Raw genomic sequence first — 24,295 nt, forward strand, 5'->3', positions numbered from 1 at the left:
CCGCGGGATCAGGCGGTGCGCTTGCGGCGCGGCTTCTCACCGCGGGAGGCGCGCAGCCAGGTGAGGCGCTCCTCCAGGAGTTCCTCCAGCTCGGGCACCGAGCGGCGCTCGAGCAGCATGTCCCAGTGGGTACGCGCGGGCTTGACCGGCTTGCGGCTCGGCTCGGGACCGTCGACCAGGGTGGCTTCCTTGCCGCAACGGCACTCCCAGATGGAGGGCACGTCGGCCTCCACGGAGAAGGGCAGCTCGGTGATGCGGCCGCATTGGCACTCGTAGCGGACGGTCTGTCGCTCGCTGTAGGCGATGTTCTCGTCCGTCTCCAGCGACAGCGTGGAGAGGTTGGTCCCTCGAAGTGAACGGTCTGCCATGGTCTTCTCCCTGCTCGGCGGCCGCGGTTCGTCGGCAACACCGCGGCGATCTCATACGCATAACGAACCGATGTGGTGTCGTGTTCCATTGCGCACGAGGATTGATGAGTCTGATTCGTAGACGTCGGCGGGCTCGGATTGGTTGCCCCTGGATGCCACCATCGCGCTGCAACGTCGGCGGCGACAGTATCGAGGGCGCTCGGGGGAGGGCAAATCGGCGTACGCCGGCGGCGCACTGCGCGGACCTGCGGTCAGACGACCGCCGGCACCTCGTTGCCGGCGGCCACCACCCCGCGTCGTACGTCGACGGTGCGCAGCAGCGCGCCCCCGACCACGAAGAAGACGACCAGCGCCACGATGGAGAGCCGGTAGTCGCGGAAGAGCTGGTAGACGAGCCCGAACGTCAGGGTCCCGAGCCAGCTGGTGCCGCGGTCCATGGCCTGGTAGAGGCTGAAGAACTCCGCCTCGCGGCCGTGCGGCACCAGATGGGAGTAGAGCGACCGGGAGAGCGCCTGGGTGCCGCCAAGCACCAGGCCGATCCCGACGGCGAGCAGCAGCCAGAGCCCGAATGCGTGCTGCGGCACGAAGAACGCCAGAATCACCACGACGGTCCACAGGTAGAGGCTGCGCCGTACCAAATCGCGCGCGGGCACCCGGCGGGCGAGCCGGCCGAAGCCCAGCGCGCCGCCGAACGCCACGAACTGCACCAGCAGGATCGTGAGGAGCAACTGGGTGCTGGAGAACTTCAGCTGTTGCGCCCCGTAGAGGCTCGCGGAGGCGATGACGGTCTGCACGCCGTCGTTGTAGAAAAGATAGGCCAGGAGGAAGCGCAGCGTCTGCGGGTATCCGCGCAGCTCGGCGAAGGTCGCACGCAGCTGACGGACTCCCGCCGTCAGGGGGCTGCCGCCGATCGCGGCCGACGGATCGTGCGGCACCGCGTGCAGGCCGCGGATCGAGTAGGTCGCGAAGACCGCCCACCACACGCCGTTCACCGCGAAGCTGATGCGCACCACCGCCGAGGTGCTGAGGCCGAGGGTGTCGTGCAGCCCGAGGAAGACCAGGTTGACCACGAGCAGCAGGCCGCCGCCGAGGTAGCCGTAGGACCAGCCGCGGGCCGAGACCCGGTCGCGGTCGTCCGGCGGGGTGATCCGCACCATGATCGCGGAGTAGACGATGAGCGACCCCGCCACGCACACGTTGGAAACGATCGCCAGCCCCATGCCGAGCGCCCAGCGGTCGCCGGCCACCAGGCACAGGGCGGCTGCGGCCACCGAGCCGACCGCGGAGAAACCGGTCAGGAAACGCAGCGGTCGCTCGGAGCGGTCCGCCATGGCGCCCACCACGACGAGCACGAACGCCGACACGATCGTGGCCGCGGTGATCGTGTAGGGCACCAGTGAGCCCGGAGCCACCGGGACACCGAGCACGTGCAGGTCGGCGTGGCAGGTGCGGTCGCTGGGCTGGGTCGGGCAGGCGGCTTTGTTCGCGATGCTGGTGAGGTAGGGGGAGAAGAGCACCGCGAGGGTGACGGTGATGTACGCCGTGACCGACCAGTCGTACCAGTACCAACGCGACTGCAGACGAAGCTGTTCGGGAGTCGAGGAGCGTCCGTCTGCCACCGTCAGAGGGTAAAGGGAAGATGCATCAGCCCGTGCGGATCGTACTTCTGGTGCACCGAATTCAGCTTCGAGGTGTTTTCTGCGAAGTAGCGGGATCCGGCGACACCGCTCTCCAGGTAGTTGACGTAGCCGCCGACCGACACAGACCTGACCGCCGAGTGCGCGGCAGAGATCCACGAGCGCGCCCCGGCGTAGTCGCTGCCTCCGGCGTACCACTGGATCGAGGCCTGGTGGGAGCGCCACGGGAAGGCGCCGGCGCTCACAGCGACGTCGTGCACGGCGCCGTCGAGGGGGTCGACGATGGCCGCGACCGAACGATGACCGGCCGCGAGCGTGCCCTGCACGATGGCCGCGGCGGCCGAGCTGGTCATCGTCCTCACCAGGTCGGTGCCCGCCGTGAACGGAGCGCGCGCCGACGTCGTACCGCCCCCGAAGTACTGCACGGTCGATAGGTAGCTGCGCTGAAAGTGCGAGGTGGAGGTGGCGCGGGCGCCGATGTGCCGCTGCAGCGAGCTCAGTGCGAGCAGCTCGCGACCGGCGGTGCAGACCCCGAGGATGCTGGGGCGCAACGACCCCCCGCTGAGGTCGAGGTGCACGTTGGCCCACCAGTCCCGGCTGGCGCTGCCCAGCCAGGAAGCCCAGCCTTCCAGCACCTGGGTCGCCGACCCGACCGGGAAGGTGGCACGGAAGATGCCCCGGTCGGTCGTGGAGTACGTCCCGTACCCGAGGCTGGTGACCACACCCGGGATGGCGCTGCTGCCGCCCCTGGCCGCCCAGTAGAGGTCGCTGTTGGTGGAGGCCGTCGCTGTGACGAGGCTGCTGTCGGGCAGGACCAGCTGCACCGACTCCACGCGGTCGCAGGTCAGTCCGTGGGCCCGTGACTCGGTGCCGAGTCCGCCGCCGAGCGTGAGCCCGGAGGTGCCGACGGTGGGGCAGGTGCCGGTGGGGATGGTGCGGTTCCGGCCCGCCAGGGTGGCGTGCACGGAGTAGAGGTTGGCGCCGGCCTGCACGCTGACGCTGGATCCCGACGCGTCCACGGCCGCCATCTCGCGCAGGTCGATCACGACCGTGCCGTCGGCTGCAGAGGCGCCGATGTAGGAGTGTCCGCCCGAGCGGGGTGAGACGTGCAGCCCGTACTTGCTGGAGAAGGCGATGGAGCGTTGCACGTCCGTGGTGGTCTTGGGGCGGATGACCGCCTGCGGCTTCGCGCCGTCGTACTCGGGGTTGAAGAGCAGCTTGTCCTGCGCGTACGGCGTGCTGCCCGGCAGCAGCACGACCCCCTGGATCTGACCGGCCAGCTGCTTCCAGTCCGCCAGGGTGGGTCCGCCCGTTGCGCCGGCCGCAGCAGACTGCCCGGACGATGACGTGGCCGCCAGACCAGCGCTCGAGGACTCCCCGCCTGCGGCTGCGCTACCTGCCGCGCGGCTGCTCGTGGGGCTGCACCCGGCGAGGGCGGCTGCCGCAGCACCCGCGGCGGTGACGGCCAGGAAGGCACGACGATCGATGTGGTCCATGTCTCGTAGACGCGCGAGGATAGGTGCCTGGTTGGGTCCGTCGTACGCCATGACCGTGCCTCCCTGGTTCGTGCGCGTCGATCGACGATTCTCAGATTAGGACGCAGCGCAAGACCGCCGCCGCGCGCGAGAACAAGGACGGGAGTGACCGACGATGGACTCACCTGAGGACGTGCCGAGACTGCGGCAGACCGTGCTCGACACGACCGACGTACGCGCGCTGGCTGATTTCTACCGTCTGCTCCTCGGCTACACGTACCGCCACGGTGACGAGGCGCCGGGCTCGGGGGAGCCGGACACTGCCGAGTGGCTGGTGCTGCGGGCTCCGGAGGGTTCACCGCCGCTGGCGTTCCAGAAAGTGGACACCCTGCCGCGCTCCAGTTGGCCGGACAACGAGCCGGTGCCGCAACAGTTGCATCTCGACATGACGGTGCTGTCGAAGGAAGCACTGGACGAGCAGCACCGTCGGGTGCTGCGGCTCGGCGGCCGGATGCTGCTGGACCGATCCGACGACGACGAGGAGCCGCTGCGGGTCTACGCCGACCCGGCCGGTCACCCGTTCTGCATCTTCGTGGGCTGAGGGTCCCGGTCAGCCGGCGCGGGCGATCGCGAGCAGGTCGCGCACCGGCCCGGCCGGCGGCCGCGCCGAACCCTGCCAGACCGCCGTGAGGTCGCGGCGCAGGTCGAGGTCGTAGACCGGCACCGCGCGCAACCGGCCCGCGCTGAGGTCGGCCTCGACCGCCAGGTGACTGAGCACGGCCGGCGGACTTCCCGCGAGGACGGAGCTGCGGACGGCGGCGGTCGTGGTGAGTTCGACCGCGGGCACCGAAGGGGCCAGGCCCGCTGCCCGCAGCGCCGCCTCCAACACGCGGCGGGTGCCCGAGCCGGGCTCTCGCGCAGTCAGCCCCCGACGCGCCAGGGTGCTGGCGTCGACCGCCCGGCGTCGGCGGCACCACACATCGTCGGGGTAAGCCACGACCACCAGCTCGTCGTGGGCGACGACCAGGCTCGCGAGACCACTGTGCGACACCGAGTCCTCCACGAACCCGAGGTCGGCTTCACCGGCGCGCACCGCCTGAACAACGTTCTCACTGTTGGTCGCTCGCAGGGTCACCGTCGTGTCCTGTCGCTGGCGCAGGCGGACCAATAAGGCGGGCAGCAGGTATTCGGCGACGGTCATGCTGGCGACCACGGACAGTTCCCGGTCGCGGTCCGCGCGCAGGGTGCTGATGCCCTGGTCGATCTCGTCGGCGACGTCGAGCAGCCGGGTCGCCCATTCCACGAGGAGGGCACCCGCATCGGTCAGCGTCGAACCGCCGGGGGAGCGGCGCAGGAGGGTCACCCCGACGTTCGCCTCGACCGTCCGCAGGCGTTCCGAGGCGGCCTGCTGCGACATCCCGGCGGCCCGCCCGGCGGCTCCGATGCTGCCCAACCGCGCCACGTCGACGAGCAGTCTCAGCGAGGGCATGTCGGGCAGCGTCACGCCACCTACCGTAGCCACTCACAGGTGCAGCTTGTGCCCGGACAGGGACGCGACCGCTACCGCCGTGCCGGCTCTAGCGGGAAGCTGGTCCCATGACACAGACCTTGCGGCCGCCGACGGCGCGTCGTACCGGGGGAGTGTTCGGTGAGCTGAGCGGTGCCTCGCCGTTGGCGTACGTCGGACCGAACTGGTTCGCGGCCGTGATGGGCACCGGCATCGTCGCAGTCGCTGCCGTGGGACTGCCCGTGCGGCCGACCGGCACCGCCGACGCTGCTCTGATCGTATGGGTCTGGGCCGCAACGCTTCTCGTCGTCCTCTGTGCCGCGACGGTCGCGCACTGGGTCCGCCATCCGGCCGCTGCGCGGAGCCATTTGGACCACCCGGTGATGGGCCATTTCTACGGTGCGCCGGCGATGGCGTTCATGACAGTCGGGGCGGGCGCGCTGGCGGTCGGGCGGCCGTTGCTCGGTCCTCATCTCGCGGTGCTCATCGACGCCTCGATGTGGACTGCGGGCACGGCGATGGGTCTGGCAACGACCGTGGTGGTGCCGTATCGCGCGTTCGTGCGGGGGAGTGCGACTGCCGACGCAGCGTTCGGCGGATGGCTGATGCCGGTGGTGCCGCCGATGGTCAGCGCGGCGACGGGGGCCGCCCTGATCCCGCATCTGCCGTCCGGGTGGGCGCGGGAGGCGATGCTGCTCGTCTGTTACGGCTGCTTCGCCGTGACGGTGCTCTGCAGCCTGGTGATCGTGCCGCTGATCTGCCGGCGGCTGTGGTGTCACGGGGCCGGCGCGGCGGGCCTGGTGCCGACCTTCTGGATCGTGCTCGGCCCGCTCGGGCAGTCGGTGACCGCGGTGCATCACCTGGGCGTCGTAGCGCCGAGCGTGCTGGGTCCGACCTACGGTGCGCCGTTCCGGCGGATGATCCTCCTCTACGGGCTCCCCGTGTGGGGATTAGCGATGCTCTGGCTCGGCCTGGTCGTCCTGCTCACCGCACGGACCGTGCGGGACGGTATGCCCTTCGGGCTCCCGTGGTGGTCCTTCACCTTCCCTGTCGGCACGATGGTGACGGGCACGTCCGCGCTCGCGAAGTTCACCGGGAGCGAGCCGCTGACGGTGGTGGCCTGCCTGCTCTTCGCCGGGTTGGTGATCGCCTGGGTGACTGTGACGGTACGGACGGCACGAGGCGTCTGGTCGGGGCACTTGCTGGCTGCCCCGGCCCAGGTAATGCCTTGACCGGGCGGGGTGTCGGTGGCCGGTCCTAGCATCGAGGTCACGACCCGATCCGGACCTGGAGGCCTCCATGACCACGCTCGCGAACCGCCCGAAGACCGCACTGCTCGTGATCGATGTGCAGAACGGAGTGATGGGGGAGTCCTACGACCGCGACCGGGTCGTCGCGAACGTCTCCACACTGGTCGACAAGGCCCGCGCGGCACAGGTGCCGGTGGTGTGGGTGCAGCACAACAGCGACGAATTGCAGACCGGCAGCGAGAGCTGGCAGTACGTGCCGGAGCTCACGCGTCTCGACGCAGAACCGTTGGTGCAGAAGGCATTCGGCGATTCGTTCGAAGACACTGAGCTCGAGTCCGTACTGGCCGACCTCGGCGTCGGATCGCTGGTGCTGTCCGGAGCGCAGACCGACGCGTGCATCCGGTCCACCCTGCACGGCGCGCTGGTCCGCGGCTACGACGCACGACTGGTCTCCGACGCGCACACGACCGAGGACCTGTCGCCGTACGGCGCGCCACCGCCGGAGAAGGTCATTGACCACACGAATCTCTACTGGGAGTACCAGACCGCGCCGGGTCGGACGGCAGGTGTCGTGGCGACCGCGGACGTCGACTTCGCGGAGATCTCCGCGGGCTGACAGGACGCGGTCAGGGTCGGCGGCCGAACTCGTCCAGAAGCCGATGTTGGGCTGAGGCGTCGCCCGGCAGCGTGCCGCTCGGCCCATCGCCGTACGCGCCGTAAGAGATCATCTCCTCGAGATGCGGCCCGACCACCGCCAGGAGCGCCTCGACGAGTTCGGGATTCAGCGCCTCGTCGAGGCCTGCACCGCGGCGCAGATCCCAGGCATGAACGACCAGGTCGACCAGCCGGAACCTCAGGAAGGTGTCCACGGTGACGTCGCCCGTCCGATACGGCACGAGCTGACCGGGCAAAGCTGCGGCGAACGCGCCGGCCTGATCGCGCGACGAGTCGACGACTGCGGACACCGGGTCGGTCCCAAGCTGGTCGGCATCGAGTCGTGCGCGTGCCGCGTCGCGGCTCACACCCTGCAGAAGCAAGGTGGTGAACCGGTTGCCGACAACGACGTGCTCGACGAGTGCTCGCACCGTCATGTCACACGGTGTCCGCAACGCCCACGAATCCTCAGGTAACTCGCGCACCGCGCGCTCGAACTCTGTCGATGCGGCATCGATCAGCTTCACCGCCACCACGCTAGACCGCAGGACCACTGAGTTCGCCAGGCCTGTTGGATATCGCCGATAATCTGCATTATGACAAGTAGCGTGATAATCGGGAGGGGTCTATTGGCAGGCCCCTCTCCCGGCGATGCCAGTGCGACAGGGGCCTGGACCGCTCCGCTCGAAAAGGCCTTCTATAGCAGGCCGGCGTCTGGTCCCTAGGTCATGCTGTTGTCGTGAAGCTGTTCAAGATGGCCGCAGTGACTGGTGCGTGTGCAGTCGCGCTGTCGGCGTGCAGCAGCGGGAGTAGCTCATCTCCAACCCTGTGCGCAGACTCACTCATTGGCACCGGGGTGAGGATCTCCTCCTCTGGGTTCGGCGCTGGAACCAAGCTGGCCGTCAAGGTATGTGTCGCTCGAACGTGCCACGAGACCGTATTGGTAACCAAGAAGGGGCCCACGACCTGGACCGGCGCCGGCATCGATCCACGGACCATGAAGGGTGTGCACACGATTTCCGTGACCGTCCGAGACCGCTCACGCCGCATCATCGCGATCAAGCAAGCCGTGAGCGTGCGTCAATTCGAGGTCACCGACGGCTGCACCACCACCATCTACAACGCCGCTGTCCAAGTCTCCCCAGGACGCGTTACTGCAGCGACGCACGCGTAGGGCATCGGCATCTAGCAACTGGTGCCAAACCCTCCGGAGCCCACTAGCTCACCGCAGCGCGTCAGGTCGACCCGTTACGCCATGATCCCGAGATGACGTTCACATACGCAGACCGCCCAGTAGCCCGTCACCTCGACGCCGACGACGCCGAAGCCCTGACCGAAGAACTGAACTTCTACTTCATGAACCTGACGACGCGAGATGTCGCAGCCAAAGTCACTGTGCTCGCTGGACCGCAAGTGTGGTGCGAACCCAACGGGCGGGTGCACGCCCTGCTCATCGTAAAAAGCGACGTCGAAGACGCGCCCTACGACGACATCAGCCTCCAGATCCACGAGGACGACCTCGATGAATAGGTCACGCCCACGCCACTCCCCCGCCCTGCGGATCAGAAGTCACGTCTCCCCTGGTCCAGGCGCGACCGGTGCTCGAAAGTCGCCACGATCGGACATTCGAGCAGCGTCGCCACTGAGCACGGCTTTCGAGCAGCAGTCCTGGCGGATCTCGGCTTGCGGTGCGAGGCCTGTGCAGCTGCTCGGAAAGGATCGTCACTGAGCAGAGCTGAGACCTCATCGGACGGACTCGACGAATACGCCCTGGCACACTGCCGCGATGGGCATTGATCATGACTGGGTGGCAGTCCGGGAGATCGTGGAAGCGGGAATTCGGGACGCGGTGGATGGAGGCACCCAATCACGGGAACCCATGGTGCTGGAGGAGAACATCGAGGATCTGGCCCACACCGTGACTGATCATCTGGCCGGCTCGTTGGCGAGCGGAGTTCTAGTGGAGCGGCGCGACCGGCGGAGTAGGAGAGCGCAGCGTTGAGGAATCGCATCCTCCCCAGGGTGCGCACCCGCGGCTCGATACCGGAAGTGCTGGCTACGGCGCCCAACGGTCGCGAGGTGTGGGTGCGAGCAGTACCCCGCGGGTACCGACTACGGGAGTTCAACGACAGCGGAGACGTCGCGGACATCGTGGTGCTGCCCCTCCTAGAGGGAGTGCAGTTAGGTCTGGCGTTGCTCACAAAGAGTTGGGTGCTGGGGGTCATCAGCGCAGACCAGGAGCCTTGGTTGGGGGTCCGACGATTTCACGTTGAACGGTGCATTGATCGCGACCCAACAGCACGCGTCGATGAGCTCGTCCAAGACGTCGAGGCGGGCCGGATCAAGGTGCCTGCGCCGCGCGGCTGGCGACCGCGAGCAGCACGCCAATGACGTCGCAGCGACGGTCTGAGGTCTAGACGTCCGGACACATCTGTCCGAGAACTACCGATCTGGACCCTGGACGGACGCTTTCAGGCCTCCTGGGGATGTCGGTTTGGGGTGTACCCAAACCGACAGTCTGTGTAGCGCAGATGCACACGAAACTTACTTGTACGCCGCCCAGCCGACGTAGTTGGGGCATGGCCGTGTTCTACCGATTTTCGTCGCGGACCGCGACATACTCCTCACATGCAGTGGACGAGATGGATCTGGGGTGCGGCAGGGGCGGTGGCCCTTGCGACCGGGGTTGGGTACGGCGCAGACGTGCATGTCCCTCACAAGACTGTTGCTTCGCCCGGCCCCGACGCGTCTCCTACCGACGTGGTCCGCACTTACGTGCAGGCAATCAACGACCGCGACTACTCCACCGCCAACAACCTGCTAGCGCGAGGGCCGGCACTCAAGAACCACAGATGGTTTGACGCCCCCACGATCAAGCAGCTGGAAATACTCCACGTCGCCGGACCGTATAAGGGAGCCTCGACGGCACCATCGAGCTCGGTGGCGAGCTACCAACAAGTCGTCCAGATCGACACACAGGCACGGTTCAACCACTGGGATGAAGGCCTGCCCGATGGGCAGCAGGGGTGGTCCTACTACCTCGCGCGCAACGCGAACACAGAACGATGGCGAATCGTCGACCAAGGGCAAGGCTGAATCGAGAACGCGCTGCGCTCACGTCGCGATCGGTCACAGCGCGAGCATGCATCGGTGGATAGCCGCTTGACTCCTCACCTGACCTGGTGGCGCGTTCGCGATGTGTCAAAGAGATGCGAGGGCGCCTCGGTTGTAACCCAGGCGCACAGGGGTCAGCAGCTTTGACGGCAGTGTCGGTTGGCCTCCCTTAACCGGGATTGCTTACCGGACGGCTCCTGCGGGACGGTTGGGCAGAAATGAGCAGCGAGCACACCCGCGTGCCGCCGGGGCGCGCCGTCGAGAGTTCGTCCTACGGGATGTCGCTAGCTCAGCAGTGGCTGAGCAGCCTCGTACTGTTTAGTGCGTGGCCACTGAACTCGAGCTGCACCAGCGCGAGGATCATCGCGATCGCGGCATGGTCACCGGTATTGATGGGCGCGGCTACGTTCGGCGGGGAACCAAAGCCAAGTGGAGTGTCGCTGACGCTCTTGTGGCCTCGGGCTCGCCGTTGATTCTTGAGATGTACAGCAGCGGCCAGTTCGAGTGGTTCGAAGGTGGTGAGGCGTTGACGAAGTGGGCGGAGGTCCGCCCGTACGTTCGCTCTACCCTTCCCACCGCCAAGGAAGCGCGTAAGCACGAGATGTGGAACGCAGGTGTCTGGGAGAGCGAGATGGGGAAGCAGTTGCTCTATCTGACAGGGTTCTGTTGACCGGTGGTGAGCGAGTTGGGTGGGGTGCTGGTCTACGTAGGGGATCGTCGTCAATCACGGGGTGGGCAACGTGTAATCAGCAGCACGCAACTCGCCCCAGGCGAACGCCGTCTCACACAGCCAGTCCTGCAGATGGTCTGCCAGACGCGCGGCGACGGTCACGGCGTCCAGATCACCGCCGTCCTCATAGTTCGGGCTGTCCAGCAGGTCCTCGAAAACTTCCCCCCGGGCGAGCAGGTGCACCCACACATCCCGTTCATGCGGTGGCGCGCCCCACGCTAGGTGGAGGTCCTCCAGTTCGTCCTTGCGGAGCAGGCTTGCCACGACGGGCACAACAGCCTTCACGCAAAGCGAGGCAAGGTCGGTGTCCGTGGCGTCGGTGACGTCGCCTGGGCGTTCCAGATCGGCAGGCGGCGGACCCTGCTGGAAGATGGCCCCCTCCTTGATCGCCGCGGGCAGGTCAAGTGGCTGATCACCGTAAATGATCAGCTGGCTGCGATACGCCGCGGAGTCCTCGGTCACGGCACCCAGCATCGGCTATTACCGATGCCCGTACCAAGCATTTCGCGCCGGGCAGCGTCTCCTTGGCCGACGTAGCAGCGCCGCCCTGCATGAGCTTGACCTTGTCTGACCTGCAAACACCACCGTTCGTGGTTCGGCTACCGGGGACGTCGTCGATCGCTATTTCTTCGACTTGCCCTGTTCGAGATAGGGATCGGTCACGGTGAGCAGGCCGCGGAACCATCGGTAGGTCATCGGGGCCAGCACGCATAGGAAGATGAAAATCAAGGCCACGTACACAATCTTGGCCGCAATGGAGTTGTGGAAAACGCTTCGAACGAGGACTGGCCCAAGAAAAACGACGACCAGACCAACCCCACTCAGCAGGAACAGGCGTCCTCTGTTGCTCCGGGAAGCCGTCTGCATCTGAGACGTGATTTCGTCCTGTGAGGGTTCTGGCACGGTTGGAGCGTAGAGGATTCCAACGGTGCGCCAGCACAGGACCGGCAAGGAGTCGACTCCTGGTAGCTAAACGTTCCGTGGACAACCCCGTGTAGGGATCCGTTTGTGGTGCGGTACCAGTCGTAGGTCCCGTATGCCTCGGCGAACGATCGCGTCAAAGTCGGTGGAGCGCTCAAACTGTGGACGTCACCGCGGCGGTCGCGAAGTAACCCGTGGGATCGCAACCGGGCCCGTTCGGTTGGGCCTTGATCGGCACGACAGTCAAGCGCGTAGTCGGCACGATGACCCTTCCCTTGGCGGCGTGCACTGTGATACTCACGAGCACGGCCTTGATGGAGCTGATGCCTGGATTTCCGACGTGCGTGGTGGGCTCTTTACTGGAAGCGTTCCGGGTAGTTGAGGTGCATGTTCGGGGTGTGCATACCTTGAACACCGCGCCTGCTAGCTGTGATGACCCCCCGCCACGTACCTGCACGTCGACACCGTTCGGCACGAGGCCGACGGCGCCGCACCCTCGCTCGGTCTCGTTTGCGCCACAGGCTGTCAGTGGGAGGACGATCGCCAACGCGGCGACCGAACCTGTCTGGAACCACCCACGCCGCACAGTGGACCGCGCGTGTCGAAACCCCTCGCGCCGCACCCAACCACTCCCTTAGCTCACCCCGCAATGGTCATGGTGGTCACCCACCATGACTCGCGACCGAAAGGATGTTCATCAAACCGCAACCTCAACACCGCCAGATCCTTCGTCGCGCGTTCAGGGCGCCCAATTGCCGGCAAAACTTGACTTCTGTGGGATCTTCCCGCGCGGAGCGTGCCACAACAGGATCCGCTTACGGCGAACGCTCCGAGCGGTGCCGGTCATGTCGTGCTCCTGCTTGGTGGAGGGTTTGCTTAGTCGGCGCAGCATTCGGCGGCGACCTGCAGGGCCTGTCGTGATGAGGCGATGAGGTCCTCGTTGCTCCCGCGGATGCGAAGTTCCAGAGCCCGGGCAAACTCATGCTTTGCCGCATGAACGTGGCCCGCTGCTAAGAGAGCCTTTCCGTAGTGCTGACGCATCACGGCTTCCGCTGGACCGTCGACGCTCTCTTGGACCAGTTGTTGGTAGACGTTTATTGCCTCCGTGTGCCGTGCCAGATCTCGTAGGCAATCTCCTCGTAGGGCACGAACACGCGGCGAGGGATCCTGAGCCGACAGCAGATCAAGTGCCTGATGGGGTTGCCCACTCCACAGCTGCTCGATCACGGCAGCAAGAGGATCCTGCAGACGGCTCTCGCGGAACGCGACAAAGTCGGTGATGACGGGGCGCAACGTGTGCCCCGAGATGATCCACCCGGGGCCGCCCGTTAGGTCTTCCGCCACGACGCGACTGTAGTTCAGCCTTGGGTGATACTTCCTCCCCGCTGGCAGCCGTCGCGGACAGCCAAGCCACTAGGCACACCCCGGCATAGAACCCACACGTCAAGCGCGCCGACCGAGCGCTGACCGCCCAGCAACTGGAGGCGGTTTTAGGGCAGGTCTAACACCCCGGTCGGCAATCGAGGAGCGGGACGGTTGCCAGTGCTAGTAGCCCTTCGGCGGAGTTCTGCCAGTCGGAACGGTCGTAGGGTGCTGGTGCCGGTTGGGTATGCGATCTTGCTTGGTTGGCACGCCCTTCGAGCGATGATCTGGGACGGCCCACGTGGGCCACGAGAGAGGGCTGGGTGCGGTCGCCGGAGCTGTTCGAGGAAGTCGCTTTTAGGCGGTTCTTCATTGGTCAGTCCGCCTCCCTGCTGGGTGATCAGTTCGCGGTTCTCGCCGTCCCTCTCGCTGCGATCCTGACGGTCGGGGCGGGAGCAACTCAAGTCGGCGCCCTGACGGCTGCAGGGGTTGCGCCGAGCCTGTTGTTATCCGTGTGGGCAGGGGCCCGGATCGACCGACACGGGCATCGCCGGGTCGTGATGCTGGTGGCCGACTTCTCCCGCGCTGCAGCAGTGCTGTCCATCCCGATCGCGTACGCCTTCGGCGGCCTAACGCTCCTGCAGCTCTACCTCGTCGCGTTCCTGATCGGCGTCTTCGACGTGTTCTTCGGTGTGGCCTACCAAGCCGTCTTGATCTCAATGGTTCGACGCGACCAGTACGTAGCGGCCAGCAGCTGGTTACGCGGCAGCCAGGCTGTCACCCAAACAGTCGGTCTCACACTGGGTGGAGTGCTCGTCAGCGCGCTCACCGCACCCATCGCGCTGGTACTCAACGCAGCCAGCTTCGTGATCAGCGGGACACAACTGGCACGGATCCACCCCACCGAACCCCCGCCCGCGAAACCCGCCCATGGCCAAGGAGTGGGCGACGGCTTGCGGTGGGTTTACCGTTCCCCGCTCCTACGGGCGGTGTTGACCTCCTCAGGGCTGACAAACCTGGCCGTCTTCATGAGCACCGGCGTGCTGACCCTGTACGCGATACGCACCCTGCACCTGACACCGACAGCGATCGGTGTGGCTCTTGGCGCCGGCGCTATCGGCGCATTCATCGGCGCGGCCACCTGCACACGTGTGGAAACCCGACTCGGCCTGGGACCACTCCTGGCCCTCTCCTCGCTGATCTACCCCGGCGGTCTGCTCTTCTACCCCGCGGCCAGGGGACCTGCACTCCTGGCGGCGGCCACGCTGGCAGCCGGTGAATTCATCGCCGCGGTCACCGCGGTCTGGGCCGACATCGCACTTGGCACCATCCTCACCATCGAAGTCGCCGATGACATCCGCTCCCGGGTCAACGGCGCCTTCCGAACCATCAATCAGGGAGTACGCCCCATTGGCGCCATCGCCGGCGGACTACTTGCCACCAGCATCGGACTACGCAGCGCACTGCTGTGCTCCGCGGTGATAGGCCTGCTCGGCGGTTCGCTGATCCTGCGCAAACAGGTCCTCTCGATAACGTCCACCCCACGCAGCCCTAAGACGCCGACCACCGATTAGAGCCCCGAGACCTGGTCTCAGATCACCGTCGGCGCGAACCGATGCCGGCGACGACACGAGCGTTCAGCGCTGTCGCCGGCGTCGTGGCCCAAGCGCCCAGATGGGTGTCCCACGGGACAGCCACTTGCCGGCCGCCCGGAAGCCGACCCACGATCGACGATGGTTCCCTGTCTGGTGAAGTGTTGGCGCCCCGGTCGCGTCGTCACCGAGTTGCTGTTGGTTGTAGGTTTTCAGCAGATAGTGACGGGCTGAGCAAGCACTGTGATGGTCGTTGTGTGCTCGCTCAGCAGGGATCGCCAATGCACGCGCACCGATCCGTCGTAGGCCTCGTGCCCATCTTGGGTGTGCGCGCCGCAGTCAGCGGGCCGACCCAACGTCAGCTGTAGGCGGATCCCGCCGTCGGCGGGGATGGTCGCGGGGAACGACCGCCAGGGGGTGTTGATGCCGAAGGCGTTACCTCCAGGCACCCGGTGCAAGACCGACCAACGCACCTGTGTCACCCCCCGATCGGCATCGACCGAGGAAACCTTCACCGCGCGTGACCCATCGTCCTGCAGTACCGCCACCATCTGCGCTGATGCGCCTGGTGTAGACGCCAAGCGAAATGAGAACCCGTCCTTACTGAACACCAAGCCACGGAGTGATTCAGGACCGCTCACACCACCGTCCTCGACCGGGCCGTACCTACCGTTCACAACGCCCACCACGACACCCGCCACGACAAGCACAACGACGACGACTCCGGCCAGCAGCGCCGTGACTCGACGCCGTCGGCGCTGCTGCGACCCTCTCGCCGCAGCCCCGTGGCCGACCCTCTCTTTCATCAACGGTCCGTGGCCGACGACGTCATAACGTTGCCCGCCAGCACGACTGTCCCGCCCTGGATCATCGTCCACCATCAAGAATGACTCGCTCGAGACAACCACCCGGTGATCATGACCAGAACCTAATACCCCACGCACTCGCACGCGCGTGTTGCGAACTGACCCATCCCAATCGATGTTGATGAGCAACGCCATGATCATGGGTGTCCAGTTGGAGATCCCGTTGCGGCACGCTCTGCGTGCCGATGATCTTGTGGGCTCGAAGCACTTCAGTGGATCGCACTTTCTCTAGTCCTGCGGTTTGTCGGATGTCGATCTGCAGGCAGGGTGTAGAAGTGGTTGTCGCGACGAGGTGGGCAGAGGTGATGCCGTATGAGTGAGGGATCGCACGTAGTGCATTGGAAGCGGCTCGTCCCGCGGCTCGCGCTAGGTGTGGGCCCGGTAGCCCTTATCCTCTCGATTGTATGGAGTGTGGGCCAAGGGCGGGCCGGGCGACTGGAGTTCGCTGGTCTCATCCTGCTCCTGGTCGTGCTGCTCGTAGTGGGACTGACATGCCTGCTGCTGCGGTCACGGACCGACACTTTCGGACCGTGTATGACCTGCGGCAGCGGGGGGTCGAGGCGTGGATGTGCTCGATGTCCATCACGGCAGTACACACGTGGCTGGGAAAGGTCACGGTCATCGTTAGACGCGGGGACACGATCGAGTTCTTCCGATTTCAGCACTCCGAGCTTGTAACGGTCCGCGGGTACCCGATCAGTCAGGTGGAGTTACTTGTGTGTCCACAGGTTTGGATCGCCCGCGCGCCATCAAGGGAAGGCATCGAGATCGACCTATCCGACAATCCACCCGCCCAGCTGCGCCTGCTCCGAAACATCCCACCAAGCAGCCCGTGGGTCCTGCGTGGTCCGACGCGCGGCTACCTCTCTGGAGATGAACTAGCAAAACAGGCATCTCGCCTCACCGCGACCGGCATCCCACGAACGATCTAAATCGCCTTTGCAACGGTGCCAAAGAGAACGACCAGCCTTGCCAGTAGTGGATCCCCGGACGGTCTACCCTAAGCACGCATCGTCACCCACCAGCCATCCACTGACTAATTGCAACATCTCTAGCGCCGTCTAGCAAATAACCGATATTTAGGGTTATGACGAGTAGCGTGATAATCGGGAGGGTTCTTAGGCAGACTCCGCTTCCGCCGATGCCATTGCCCAGTTCTGCGTTATGTGGACTGCTAACGGTCCGTGCAGACGAACCACCTCGCGAAGTGTTTTGGATCGCTGGCCACCAGGTCGACACCGCGGATGATCGGCTACGTCCGCTGGGCTTACGACTGGTCGGTCACGCACCACGAGTGAACCCGATGAAAGCACACCAGTCCGTGCCGCTTGACCGGAAAGACTGCGGACACATTGTGTGCGTGGACTGGTCTTCCTGGTAGAGCAAAATGGACTCGTTTTGCCCCAGAGAGCGCGGCTGCGACGGAGGTCCCCAGAACGTCACACCACTCCCCCACCCCGTGCTTCAGAAGCGAGGTTCGCTCACCAACGTCCGGGCCGCTCCGATCGTGGACCGGAATTCCGAATTAAATCTGGTCGGCGCCCACAACTGTCTGCACTCGATGTTGATGCAATATTCACGCGCGCACACCCCAATCGCCGTCACCGTCCGTTCGTGATCTACGTCTGAGTCCTTGGTGTCGGCGGCGGTGGGGGATATGGCTCGCTGGATACGACCCGCACGGCCCAACGGCCGACACCAGACCCCGACTCCCCCGCCAACCGTCCTGGCGGTGAACGACGATCGGATCGAGCTCGCAGTCTCGCGGTGATCACGTTTCTCTCTGCCGCTCGAACCGACTGTTCCCCAAGCGGCGCGAGTACCCGGTCGGACCACCTCGTCGTCGACCCGCGTCCGGCATAACATTTGGCCGTGCCCAGTTCGCCGGTGCCCGAATTCGATGCTGTCCTGCGTCGCATGTTTCATCGCGACGGCGTCGACACGCTGCCCGCGCATCTCGAGCGGGCGCACGGCATCGCGGTCGCGAAGATTAGCAAGCCTGACGTCGGAGTATTCAAGATCGACCAGGACGACGGCGCCGACCTGGTCGTGCGCATGTTCTCCGCCGCCAGGCCTTTCGCCGCCGCGCAGGGTGACCTCGCTGTCCTACGTCACCTATCCGAGCTCGACTTCCCTGCCGAACGACCGCTGCAGGACACCCCATTGACCCAGCACGAGGGCCAGGCAGTGCTCGTCACCGAGTTCGTGAAGTCGGCCCCGAAAGCCGAACAACCCCCCCATCCCATCGTCCGTCTGGGCGCCGGCATCGGCCGCCTGCACGGATTACCGGTGCCGCATGACGCCGATCGTCCGGCCGGGGCATTGCACCACTTCGCAGAAGGCACGATGTCCGACGAACTGCGCGCTGCCGCATCCTGGCTCGACGCGCTCGCGAGGCACACACCAGGAGTGGCCCTCGACGCGGTCACGGACCTGCGCGCCGCCCTACACGACACCGACGGCGGCGACGGCCTACCCGAAGCATTCGTCCACCCTGACCCCGTGCCCAAGAACGCGATCTTCACCGCGAAAGGCCCGGTCCTGATCGACTGGACGTCGGCGGGACGGGGCCCCCGACTGGCCTCGATGACCCTGGTGCTGAGATCGAAGTGGGCGGCCCGGCCGTTACTGAAGGGCTATACGAAATGCGCCACCCTCACCGCCGACGAACGCGAGCGACTGGCCGGCCTGCTGTTCAGCCGCACACTCATCGACCGGGTATTCCGGGTGTGCTGTAAGCCCAAATCTGCCCCTGCAGCAGCGAAGAGACTGTCCACGCTGCGACGTGACTGCGACAAGCAGGCCGAACTTCTGCTCGCCATGCTGGCGTGACCACCATTCCCATGAGTGATCCACGGTCTGAGCGAACGCGAATGGTGATCTCGGGGACGGCCGCTGCGAGGTCGAACTCAAGGTGAGTCCACTCGATGGAGGCACCGGTGACGATTCCTCGGGCGTGCGTCGAGTCTGAGCCGTCGGTCTGCTGTTGACGAATCTCGGTCGCCGATTCGTTGTCGGGACGAGTCCTGGAGACTGTGAGACTCGCTGGCGTGTCTCAGGGGGTGATGATGATCGGCACTGTGATGACGGTGCTCGGGTGCTTGATCTGGGGGGCGATCGCGTTCGGTGTGGGGCGGTGGTTGTTGCACCGCGGCCACCCTGGTCGTCGGTTTCCTCACGCTCAGACCCTGCCAACGGCGTCACCGAAGCGACGCAGACGGATCTGGTCCTGCCGTGACGCGCCGATCTGTCACTGCCTTAGTCGTGGCGACTCGTCAACAGTCGTGTGAGGGCACCTCGGCCGGCGATGCGTTGATGTCGAGGTCCCAGACACCGTCGCCATGGGTATCGGGTGGAGTCAGTTGGGCTATCTCCCCGTACGTGTCCGCACCGCTGGGCTCGTACGAACGGAAGCCGGGCCCGGAGGGTCCCTCCGCGGGTGCTGTGTCGGACGACGGCTCGTCGGACGTGTTCTTCTTCCACCCCAGACGCTGCATGAGCACATCGACGTCGAAAGGTGTGGTGTTGGGCGCGCGAAAGGTCAGGTCCACGTCGGCATTGGACCAGCCCGGCGCAGCGCCGTCACAGGTTTGCGGGTCCCAGCGGAACCCGTGCACCGTGGCGTGGACACCCTGTGCTGTCGCGGGCACTGTGCGCCGCGCGACGGCCTGCAACGCCGCCAGACGATGCCCGCCGGGGTCAGGGTTCCCGTGTATACGCGCAGACGCTCCGCTGCTCGGGATGACTCCACAACCCGCGACCGCGACCATTCCCACTGCCATGAGAAGTCCTCTGCGGAACGGGCGAGCATACGTCCCGGTCGATCGCGCGTCACGGCACGCCACGCTGTTGCTCATCTGGTCGTCGCTCTCCCCCGTTGAATCGCGCCATCGAATCACGCTCCGAACCACCGATGGACGCGCATCGGCGCTATTCCATTGCCGATACTGGCGCACGTGATGGACGGCGGGGACGACGACGCGCGGTGATCACCCACGGTCGGACCAGCTCGAACGCGTTGAATGAACCGTCGTCACCGCCGAGAGCGGTAGCCCCTTGCGCGCGACTGGAACGCTCGGAACGAGAGTCGACGGAGCGCCCGTGGGCAATGTCGACCACGGACGCTCGATCGCGCCTAGCCGTGGATGGCGGTGATGACACTGAAACCGGCAAGCGCGACCATGACGATCGCGGCGACCCGGGTGATCCACTTCAGCGGCAGGACGGCCAGCAGGCTCTTGCCGCCGAGGATCGCCAACAGTCCGACCGCCCACAGGCCGAGGGTGGCGCCGATGGCGACCGAGATCGGGTCGTGGTACTTGGCGGCGAGGTTCGCGGTCAGGATCTGCGTCAGATCGCCCCACTCGGCCACGAAGATGACGCCGTAGCCGAGCGCCGCCACGCGCCAGAACCCCGCCGCGTCGGGCGCCTCGGCGACCTGCTCCTCTTCCTCCTCCTCGGTGTCCTGGCCCTCCCGCCAAACCAGGACCGCGCCCAGCAGGAAGAGGGCGGCCACGACGAATTCGACGGGACGGCGTGGCAGGAGGGTCAGCAGGGAGCCTGCAGCGACGGCGATGACGACGTGCGTGAGGAACGCCGCAGCCATGCCGGCGAAGACCCATAACCAGGGGAAGCGCGTACCGAGGACCAGACCTGCGACGGCAGTCTTGTCGGGTAGCTCGGCCACGAAGACGAGGCCGAAGACGATGGCAATGATGGATGCGCTGAGCACTGGGGGTTCCTTGTGGGTCAAGGCCGCGACCCGAACCTCCGGCGCGTGACAGGAGACGTCGGACCGACAGCCGAAGGGCTGGTAATGGTCCGAACGTCTCGTCCAGCCGGCATCGCCGACCCTGGACACCGGGCCGCGCGAGGCGGCCAGTATGTCGACATCCAGTCGAGGGACTACTCCCGTTCGCCGGTCAACCTACCGGCCACGTGAGACGCCGACAAATTCGACCACGCGCAGTACCGCCATGTGCCAGGTCGTGTGGCATCCATTGCGCGCACGACGGGGTCGGACGTGGATCGATCGTGAGCCGGGGGGCGTTGGGTTCTCTAGGGGGCTCACCTTCGAGTCCGGGATTTGTGTGGCCACATCTAGGGGCGTTGCCGTAGATCTAGGACGAGAGGAATCGAATGCTGGTGACGGTGGATGCCCACCGCGATCGGGACTTCTGGTTGCTCTGGGCGGGTCAGGGGCTGAGCATGGTCGGCTCCGAAGTCGTCATCATGGCTGCCCCGTTCGTGGCGGTGATCGTGCTCCACGCGTCGGCGCTACAGATCGGAATCCTCAGTGCCGTGCAGACTTTGGCGTTTCTGCTCATCACTCTGCCCGCCGGGATCGTCGTCGACCGTGTCGGTGCACGCAGAACGATGTGGTGGGCCAACCTGGCACGGACGGGGTTGGCGGGAACGACTGCACTGCTCCTCGCGAGCAGGCACCTGACATTCGGCACCTTCGTGATCCTGACGGCGGTTGCCGGCTGCAGCGCGGTCTTGTTCGAGGTGGCCTACCCGACCTTCGTGCCACAGATCGTCGACGCGAAGCGGTTGACGGGCGCCAACAGCCGATTGACGGGCACCCAATCGATGGCGCAGGTGCTCGGCCCGCCGTCCGGCGGCGCACTCGTCGGTGCCGTCGGCCCCGCCGGAGCGTTCCTGGTGGACTCCTTGTCCTTCGTGGTCTCCCTCATCACGCTGGGCCTGATCCGAAAACCTCAGTGCGACAACCGAATCGAGAAGTCGACTGCGGGCGTGAGGAGTCGCAGCGTGGTGGCTGGCATGACGTTCGTATGGCGTGACCGAATCCTGCGCGCGGGCATGTTGTGGTCCGGGTGCGCGAACATCTTCGTCGTCATGGTGGAGACCATGGGAGTGCTCTTCCTGCTGCACGAGCTGCGGTTCTCCGCCGCGGTGGTCGGCGCATTACTCGCGGCCGGTGCTGCCGGTGGTGTCGTCGGCGCGGTGCTGGTGAGGCGGGTGAATCGGCTGCTCGGTTCCGGTCGAGCCACCTGGTTGATGATGACCGCGTTCAGCCTCCCTGGCCTGGTGATCCCGCTCACCGGTCACGGGCCCCGAGCCGTCTTGTTCGGCATCGGGTCGGCCTCGTGGGCGATGTCGGCGACCATCACCTCGGTCAATCTGCTCACCTACCGCCAGGGGGTGGCGCCGGGCGGGATGCTCGGTCAGGTCAACGCCGCCGTCCGCTGGGTCACCTGGGGCACCCTCCCGGCCGGCGGCGTGCTCGGCGGTCTGCTGGCATCGAGGGTCGGAGTCCGCAAGACCCTCTGGGTCGCGGTGGTCGGCGGATGTTGCTCCGGACTCTGGCTGCTGTTCTCACCGCTGCGGACGATGCGCGAGCTTCCGGCATCGTGATCCGCCGCCTGGCGAAGAACGGCGCGAGCCACCGATGACTCGCTCGCCGGATGCTGCCTCGGCTGGTTGGGAGGTGGGATGAGACTGCGAAGCCAGCGACTCAGCCAGAGACCGGCTGTGCTGCCTCGTCCGATGTCAGCAGGATGACGTTGCCGTCAGGATCATCGACCATCGCCGCGAAGGGACCGGAGGTCCTGGTGGGCGACACCCGGCCGTGATACCCGGCCCCGGTCAGCGTCGACCACATGCTCTCCACCTCCGAGTCCTCCCCCACGTAGAACTCCAGCATCTGCTGGTAGCCGCCGCCGGGGCGCACGAACGACGGGTCGTACTGTCCCGCGAAACCCGTCGTGAGCAGCAGACTGACCCCACTCCCCATCCGGTGCACCGTCACCGGTCGGCCTTCGAGCGGGTCCGGCACGTCGAGCCCCAGTGCTCGGTAGAACGCGATGGAGTCGTCGAGGTCCCGCACCTCGAGCACGACCATGGCGAGTTGGATCTCCATCGGTCGATTGTGCAGCGGTTCGGACCGGAACATGAGGACAGCCCGGCAGCTCATGTCAGAGGGTCGCCCTACCTTCAGCGCATGGCAACCGCGGCGCATGACGACAGCCCCGAGCCCTCGCCCACCCTCGCCGACCTGCGGACGGCGTTCCTGGCGTCGTGGGGCCCCGATACCTGCTACCCGGAGTCCGAGCACGAATGAAGCGACTCCAATCCGGCTCGCGACCAGTGCGGGATGACTGCGCTCGTCGCGCACGACGTCCTGGGTGGCGAGATCATTTTGGCCGAGGTCCACGTGGCGGGCACCAAGGTGGGTCATCACTATTGGAACGTGCTTCCGGACGGCACCACTGTCGACTTCACCGCCGGTCAGTTCCGACCGGACGAGGTCATCACCAACGCACAATCCGTGATCCGCCCACCGGACGCACCACATCGGCATCGTGACCGGTATGAGCTGCTGCGCTGCAGGGTCCTCGATCACCTTGAGCGCGCGAGAGACGAGGCGCTGGAAGCCAGGCACGCACGGTAGCCGGTGCGACGAACATGGCCCTGCCGCCATATGGCTCGGTGCTCACACCCTCCTTCTGCTCGCACCTCACGGGCGCGGGGGCGATCGGAAGTCCCAGCCGGGGTGAGCCGTTTCGAGTACCTCGAGATGTTCTTCCCACTTCGCCGTTTCAAAGCGGGTAGGGGCGTCGATCGCGACGTGGCCCCGATGTACTCGAAATCCCCAGCTGAACGCGACAATCGGAGCGGCCGCTCGCGTCACGACTCCGTCCGGGCTGACAGCGAGGTACGAGCGAGCCTGCCAGGTCAGGTCCGCATCACGACCACGGTATGGCGCGTCGAAAAGTGTCGGTGCCATCCCGAAGAACGCGTACGGAGTGTTGACCCCGTCGAACAGCGCCAAGGGGTCCAGCTCGAAGGTCTCGGGCCGCTGCGAGTCGCTCGACCGGACGAATTGCACCCACCCCATCGCGGCGGCGTACCCGACTCCCGCGTAGTCGATGAATGCCGTGCACATGGGCAGTTCCGCGCCGTCCTCAGGTGGCAGATAGGGGTCGAGTGCACCTCGACCCGAGCTCGCTGCGTCCGCAGCGGCCTCCAGTTCGACGCGGACACGGCCCATCGCTCCACGCAGCATGAAGTCGATGTCGAGTCTCACCGCAGCAGAGTCACACATCTGGTGTTGGTTCAGGCGAGAACAACACCCTGGACTGCGCTGACAGACTCTGCGGCATGCTCTCGACGAGTCCGTGCCGCACAGGGCGGATGCCCGACGACGATCCGCAGACCGGGAGTGGTCGATGACAGCCGCGCCGAACCAATCCTTCGCACTGATCCCGGCTTCGTACGTGTATCTGCGACGAGGCGATGAAGTCCTTCTTCAACGGCGTGCAGGGACGGGGTACATGGACGGTCACTGGGTAGCCGGCGCTGCCGGACACATCGAGCCACGGGAGACCGCGCAGGCCGCCGCCGTACGGGAAGCGATGGAAGAACTGGGCGTCACGATCGCTCCAAGCGCACTCGAAGCACTCACGGTGATGCATCGCACCGATGGCACCTCCAACCCACGCGAGCAACGGGTGGACTGGTTCTGGACCAGCACCGAATGGACCGGCACCCCCAGGATCATCGAGCCGCATAAGTGCTCCGGCCTGGGCTGGTTCCAGATGACGGCCCTGCCGGACCCCATACCGGAATACGAACGAGTAGTGCTGATCCCCTGGGCCCGTAACGCCCTTCCGGTGACCACCACGCACGGTTTCCTGGCTTCTGACAGCTGACGCCGACCGCAAGGTCCTGAGGATCCCGACGACTGCCCGGAAAGAGTTCAGTACTCGATGATCTCGAATCCTTCGTCTGCGGCGGGTTCTTCCATGATGGACGCGAGATGCTCGTGTCACGACCCGTGACGTGGTGTGCGTAGC

Annotated in this window: 26 protein-coding genes; 13 read left to right on the top strand and 13 right to left on the bottom strand. The window is 65.9% G+C overall.

All coding sequences use genetic code 11. The annotated features are described in order from the left end of the window. Nucleotides 1-8 precede the first annotated feature (8 nt). The 3 genes from JOB34_RS06355 to JOB34_RS06365 form a co-directional block, all read right to left on the bottom strand. Complete coding sequence (locus tag JOB34_RS06355; protein ID WP_179480705.1) at nucleotides 9-368, bottom strand: RNA polymerase-binding protein RbpA; 360 nt, start codon at nucleotides 366-368, stop codon at nucleotides 9-11. A gap of 251 nt (nucleotides 369-619) precedes the next feature. Then, nucleotides 620-1,987, bottom strand: a complete 1,368-nt coding sequence (locus JOB34_RS06360; protein ID WP_208051905.1) for an MFS transporter — start codon at nucleotides 1,985-1,987, stop codon at nucleotides 620-622. Between the two features lie 2 nt (nucleotides 1,988-1,989). Then, nucleotides 1,990-3,501, bottom strand: a complete 1,512-nt coding sequence (locus tag JOB34_RS06365) for an FAD-binding oxidoreductase (RefSeq protein WP_208051906.1) — start codon at nucleotides 3,499-3,501, stop codon at nucleotides 1,990-1,992. Between the two features lie 154 nt (nucleotides 3,502-3,655). Here JOB34_RS06365 and JOB34_RS06370 point away from each other — a divergent pair, with 154 nt between their 5' ends. Further along, nucleotides 3,656-4,081: a VOC family protein gene (locus JOB34_RS06370; protein ID WP_208051907.1), complete on the top strand. Its 426-nt coding sequence runs from the start codon at nucleotides 3,656-3,658 to the stop codon at nucleotides 4,079-4,081. Between the two features lie 9 nt (nucleotides 4,082-4,090). Here JOB34_RS06370 and JOB34_RS06375 read toward each other — a convergent pair whose 3' ends face one another. Further along, nucleotides 4,091-4,984, bottom strand: coding sequence for a LysR family transcriptional regulator (locus tag JOB34_RS06375; RefSeq protein ID WP_347813751.1), 894 nt, complete (start codon nucleotides 4,982-4,984; stop codon nucleotides 4,091-4,093). A gap of 92 nt (nucleotides 4,985-5,076) precedes the next feature. Here JOB34_RS06375 and JOB34_RS06380 point away from each other — a divergent pair, with 92 nt between their 5' ends. Both JOB34_RS06380 and JOB34_RS06385 read left to right on the top strand, forming a co-directional pair. Next, the gene (locus JOB34_RS06380; RefSeq protein WP_208051908.1) at nucleotides 5,077-6,219 is read left to right on the top strand and encodes a TDT family transporter; all 1,143 of its coding nucleotides are present in this window, start codon (nucleotides 5,077-5,079) and stop codon (nucleotides 6,217-6,219) included. Between the two features lie 67 nt (nucleotides 6,220-6,286). Continuing rightward, nucleotides 6,287-6,853: an isochorismatase family protein gene (locus JOB34_RS06385; protein WP_208051909.1), complete on the top strand. Its 567-nt coding sequence runs from the start codon at nucleotides 6,287-6,289 to the stop codon at nucleotides 6,851-6,853. Between the two features lie 10 nt (nucleotides 6,854-6,863). Here the strand turns inward: JOB34_RS06385 and JOB34_RS06390 are convergent, their stop codons facing one another. After that, nucleotides 6,864-7,418, bottom strand: coding sequence for a TIGR03086 family metal-binding protein (locus JOB34_RS06390; RefSeq protein ID WP_208051910.1), 555 nt, complete (start codon nucleotides 7,416-7,418; stop codon nucleotides 6,864-6,866). Between the two features lie 212 nt (nucleotides 7,419-7,630). Here JOB34_RS06390 and JOB34_RS06395 point away from each other — a divergent pair, with 212 nt between their 5' ends. The 5 genes from JOB34_RS06395 to JOB34_RS06415 all read left to right on the top strand — a co-directional run bounded on the left by JOB34_RS06395 (nucleotide 7,631) and on the right by JOB34_RS06415 (nucleotide 10,675). Continuing rightward, nucleotides 7,631-8,065, top strand: coding sequence for a hypothetical protein (locus tag JOB34_RS06395; protein ID WP_208051911.1), 435 nt, complete (start codon nucleotides 7,631-7,633; stop codon nucleotides 8,063-8,065). Nucleotides 8,066-8,157: 92 nt separating this feature from the next. Beyond that, nucleotides 8,158-8,421, top strand: coding sequence for a hypothetical protein (locus JOB34_RS06400; RefSeq protein WP_208051912.1), 264 nt, complete (start codon nucleotides 8,158-8,160; stop codon nucleotides 8,419-8,421). Between the two features lie 256 nt (nucleotides 8,422-8,677). Then, nucleotides 8,678-8,893, top strand: coding sequence for a hypothetical protein (locus JOB34_RS06405; RefSeq protein ID WP_208051913.1), 216 nt, complete (start codon nucleotides 8,678-8,680; stop codon nucleotides 8,891-8,893). A 626-nt stretch (nucleotides 8,894-9,519) separates the two neighbouring features. Next, entirely contained in the window at nucleotides 9,520-9,987 is a 468-nt protein-coding gene (locus JOB34_RS06410) for a hypothetical protein (RefSeq protein WP_208051914.1), read from the top strand. Nucleotides 9,988-10,330: 343 nt separating this feature from the next. Continuing rightward, on the top strand, nucleotides 10,331-10,675 hold the full coding sequence (locus JOB34_RS06415; protein WP_208051915.1) for a hypothetical protein: 345 nt from the start codon (nucleotides 10,331-10,333) through the stop codon (nucleotides 10,673-10,675). Nucleotides 10,676-10,729: 54 nt separating this feature from the next. On the opposite strand, the gene JOB34_RS06420 is transcribed toward JOB34_RS06415, so the two are convergent. From JOB34_RS06420 to JOB34_RS06430, 3 genes are all read right to left on the bottom strand, one after another. After that, complete coding sequence (locus JOB34_RS06420) at nucleotides 10,730-11,197, bottom strand: hypothetical protein (protein ID WP_208051916.1); 468 nt, start codon at nucleotides 11,195-11,197, stop codon at nucleotides 10,730-10,732. Between the two features lie 159 nt (nucleotides 11,198-11,356). Further along, a complete protein-coding gene (locus JOB34_RS06425; protein WP_208051917.1) occupies nucleotides 11,357-11,638 on the bottom strand; it encodes a hypothetical protein in 282 nt (93 codons plus the stop codon). A gap of 894 nt (nucleotides 11,639-12,532) precedes the next feature. Beyond that, nucleotides 12,533-13,000: a hypothetical protein gene (locus JOB34_RS06430; RefSeq protein ID WP_208051918.1), complete on the bottom strand. Its 468-nt coding sequence runs from the start codon at nucleotides 12,998-13,000 to the stop codon at nucleotides 12,533-12,535. A 341-nt stretch (nucleotides 13,001-13,341) separates the two neighbouring features. Here JOB34_RS06430 and JOB34_RS06435 point away from each other — a divergent pair, with 341 nt between their 5' ends. Then, nucleotides 13,342-14,592: an MFS transporter gene (locus JOB34_RS06435; protein WP_208051919.1), complete on the top strand. Its 1,251-nt coding sequence runs from the start codon at nucleotides 13,342-13,344 to the stop codon at nucleotides 14,590-14,592. A gap of 230 nt (nucleotides 14,593-14,822) precedes the next feature. On the opposite strand, the gene JOB34_RS06440 is transcribed toward JOB34_RS06435, so the two are convergent. Continuing rightward, nucleotides 14,823-15,611: a hypothetical protein gene (locus JOB34_RS06440; protein WP_208051920.1), complete on the bottom strand. Its 789-nt coding sequence runs from the start codon at nucleotides 15,609-15,611 to the stop codon at nucleotides 14,823-14,825. Between the two features lie 1,737 nt (nucleotides 15,612-17,348). Between JOB34_RS06440 and JOB34_RS06445 the strand changes: the two genes are divergently transcribed. Further along, complete coding sequence (locus tag JOB34_RS06445; RefSeq protein ID WP_208051921.1) at nucleotides 17,349-18,308, top strand: aminoglycoside phosphotransferase family protein; 960 nt, start codon at nucleotides 17,349-17,351, stop codon at nucleotides 18,306-18,308. 443 nt (nucleotides 18,309-18,751) lie between these two features. Here the strand turns inward: JOB34_RS06445 and JOB34_RS06450 are convergent, their stop codons facing one another. Continuing rightward, nucleotides 18,752-19,027, bottom strand: coding sequence for a hypothetical protein (locus tag JOB34_RS06450; RefSeq protein ID WP_208051922.1), 276 nt, complete (start codon nucleotides 19,025-19,027; stop codon nucleotides 18,752-18,754). A gap of 584 nt (nucleotides 19,028-19,611) precedes the next feature. Next, a complete protein-coding gene (locus tag JOB34_RS06455) occupies nucleotides 19,612-20,208 on the bottom strand; it encodes a TMEM165/GDT1 family protein (protein WP_208051923.1) in 597 nt (198 codons plus the stop codon). A 419-nt stretch (nucleotides 20,209-20,627) separates the two neighbouring features. Between JOB34_RS06455 and JOB34_RS06460 the strand changes: the two genes are divergently transcribed. Then, nucleotides 20,628-21,854: an MFS transporter gene (locus JOB34_RS06460; protein WP_208051924.1), complete on the top strand. Its 1,227-nt coding sequence runs from the start codon at nucleotides 20,628-20,630 to the stop codon at nucleotides 21,852-21,854. Nucleotides 21,855-21,954: 100 nt separating this feature from the next. Here JOB34_RS06460 and JOB34_RS06465 read toward each other — a convergent pair whose 3' ends face one another. After that, nucleotides 21,955-22,359 carry a VOC family protein gene (locus JOB34_RS06465; protein WP_208051925.1) on the bottom strand — a complete coding sequence of 135 codons (405 nt, stop codon included), beginning with the start codon at nucleotides 22,357-22,359 and terminating at the stop codon, nucleotides 21,955-21,957. Between the two features lie 234 nt (nucleotides 22,360-22,593). On the opposite strand from JOB34_RS06465, the gene JOB34_RS06470 reads away from it, so the two are divergent. Continuing rightward, nucleotides 22,594-22,890 (top strand): hypothetical protein, encoded by a 297-nt coding sequence (locus tag JOB34_RS06470; protein WP_208051926.1) that lies wholly within the window; start codon nucleotides 22,594-22,596, stop codon nucleotides 22,888-22,890. A gap of 66 nt (nucleotides 22,891-22,956) precedes the next feature. Here the strand turns inward: JOB34_RS06470 and JOB34_RS06475 are convergent, their stop codons facing one another. Then, nucleotides 22,957-23,526 (bottom strand): hypothetical protein, encoded by a 570-nt coding sequence (locus JOB34_RS06475; RefSeq protein ID WP_208051927.1) that lies wholly within the window; start codon nucleotides 23,524-23,526, stop codon nucleotides 22,957-22,959. A gap of 142 nt (nucleotides 23,527-23,668) precedes the next feature. Here JOB34_RS06475 and JOB34_RS06480 point away from each other — a divergent pair, with 142 nt between their 5' ends. Further along, the gene (locus JOB34_RS06480) at nucleotides 23,669-24,151 is read left to right on the top strand and encodes an NUDIX domain-containing protein (protein WP_208051928.1); all 483 of its coding nucleotides are present in this window, start codon (nucleotides 23,669-23,671) and stop codon (nucleotides 24,149-24,151) included. Nucleotides 24,152-24,295 lie beyond the last annotated feature (144 nt).

It is taken from the genome of Allobranchiibius sp. GilTou38 (assembly GCF_017565325.1).
GTDB lineage: Bacteria > Actinomycetota > Actinomycetes > Actinomycetales > Dermatophilaceae > Allobranchiibius > Allobranchiibius huperziae.

Bases quoted from the DNA above. Each gene is read 5' to 3' on its own strand.
- JOB34_RS06355 (WP_179480705.1), bottom strand. From the start codon at position 368: ATGGCAGACCGTTCACTTCGAGGGACCAACCTCTCCACGCTGTCGCTG.
- JOB34_RS06365 (WP_208051906.1), bottom strand. From the start codon at position 3,501: ATGGACCACATCGATCGTCGTGCCTTCCTGGCCGTCACCGCCGCGGGT.
- JOB34_RS06370 (WP_208051907.1), top strand. From the start codon at position 3,656: ATGGACTCACCTGAGGACGTGCCGAGACTGCGGCAGACCGTGCTCGAC.
- JOB34_RS06380 (WP_208051908.1), top strand. From the start codon at position 5,077: ATGACACAGACCTTGCGGCCGCCGACGGCGCGTCGTACCGGGGGAGTG.
- JOB34_RS06385 (WP_208051909.1), top strand. From the start codon at position 6,287: ATGACCACGCTCGCGAACCGCCCGAAGACCGCACTGCTCGTGATCGAT.
- JOB34_RS06400 (WP_208051912.1), top strand. From the start codon at position 8,158: ATGACGTTCACATACGCAGACCGCCCAGTAGCCCGTCACCTCGACGCC.
- JOB34_RS06405 (WP_208051913.1), top strand. From the start codon at position 8,678: ATGGGCATTGATCATGACTGGGTGGCAGTCCGGGAGATCGTGGAAGCG.
- JOB34_RS06410 (WP_208051914.1), top strand. From the start codon at position 9,520: ATGCAGTGGACGAGATGGATCTGGGGTGCGGCAGGGGCGGTGGCCCTT.
- JOB34_RS06440 (WP_208051920.1), bottom strand. From the start codon at position 15,611: ATGGCGTTGCTCATCAACATCGATTGGGATGGGTCAGTTCGCAACACG.
- JOB34_RS06465 (WP_208051925.1), bottom strand. From the start codon at position 22,359: ATGGAGATCCAACTCGCCATGGTCGTGCTCGAGGTGCGGGACCTCGAC.
- JOB34_RS06470 (WP_208051926.1), top strand. From the start codon at position 22,594: ATGACTGCGCTCGTCGCGCACGACGTCCTGGGTGGCGAGATCATTTTG.
- JOB34_RS06480 (WP_208051928.1), top strand. From the start codon at position 23,669: ATGACAGCCGCGCCGAACCAATCCTTCGCACTGATCCCGGCTTCGTAC.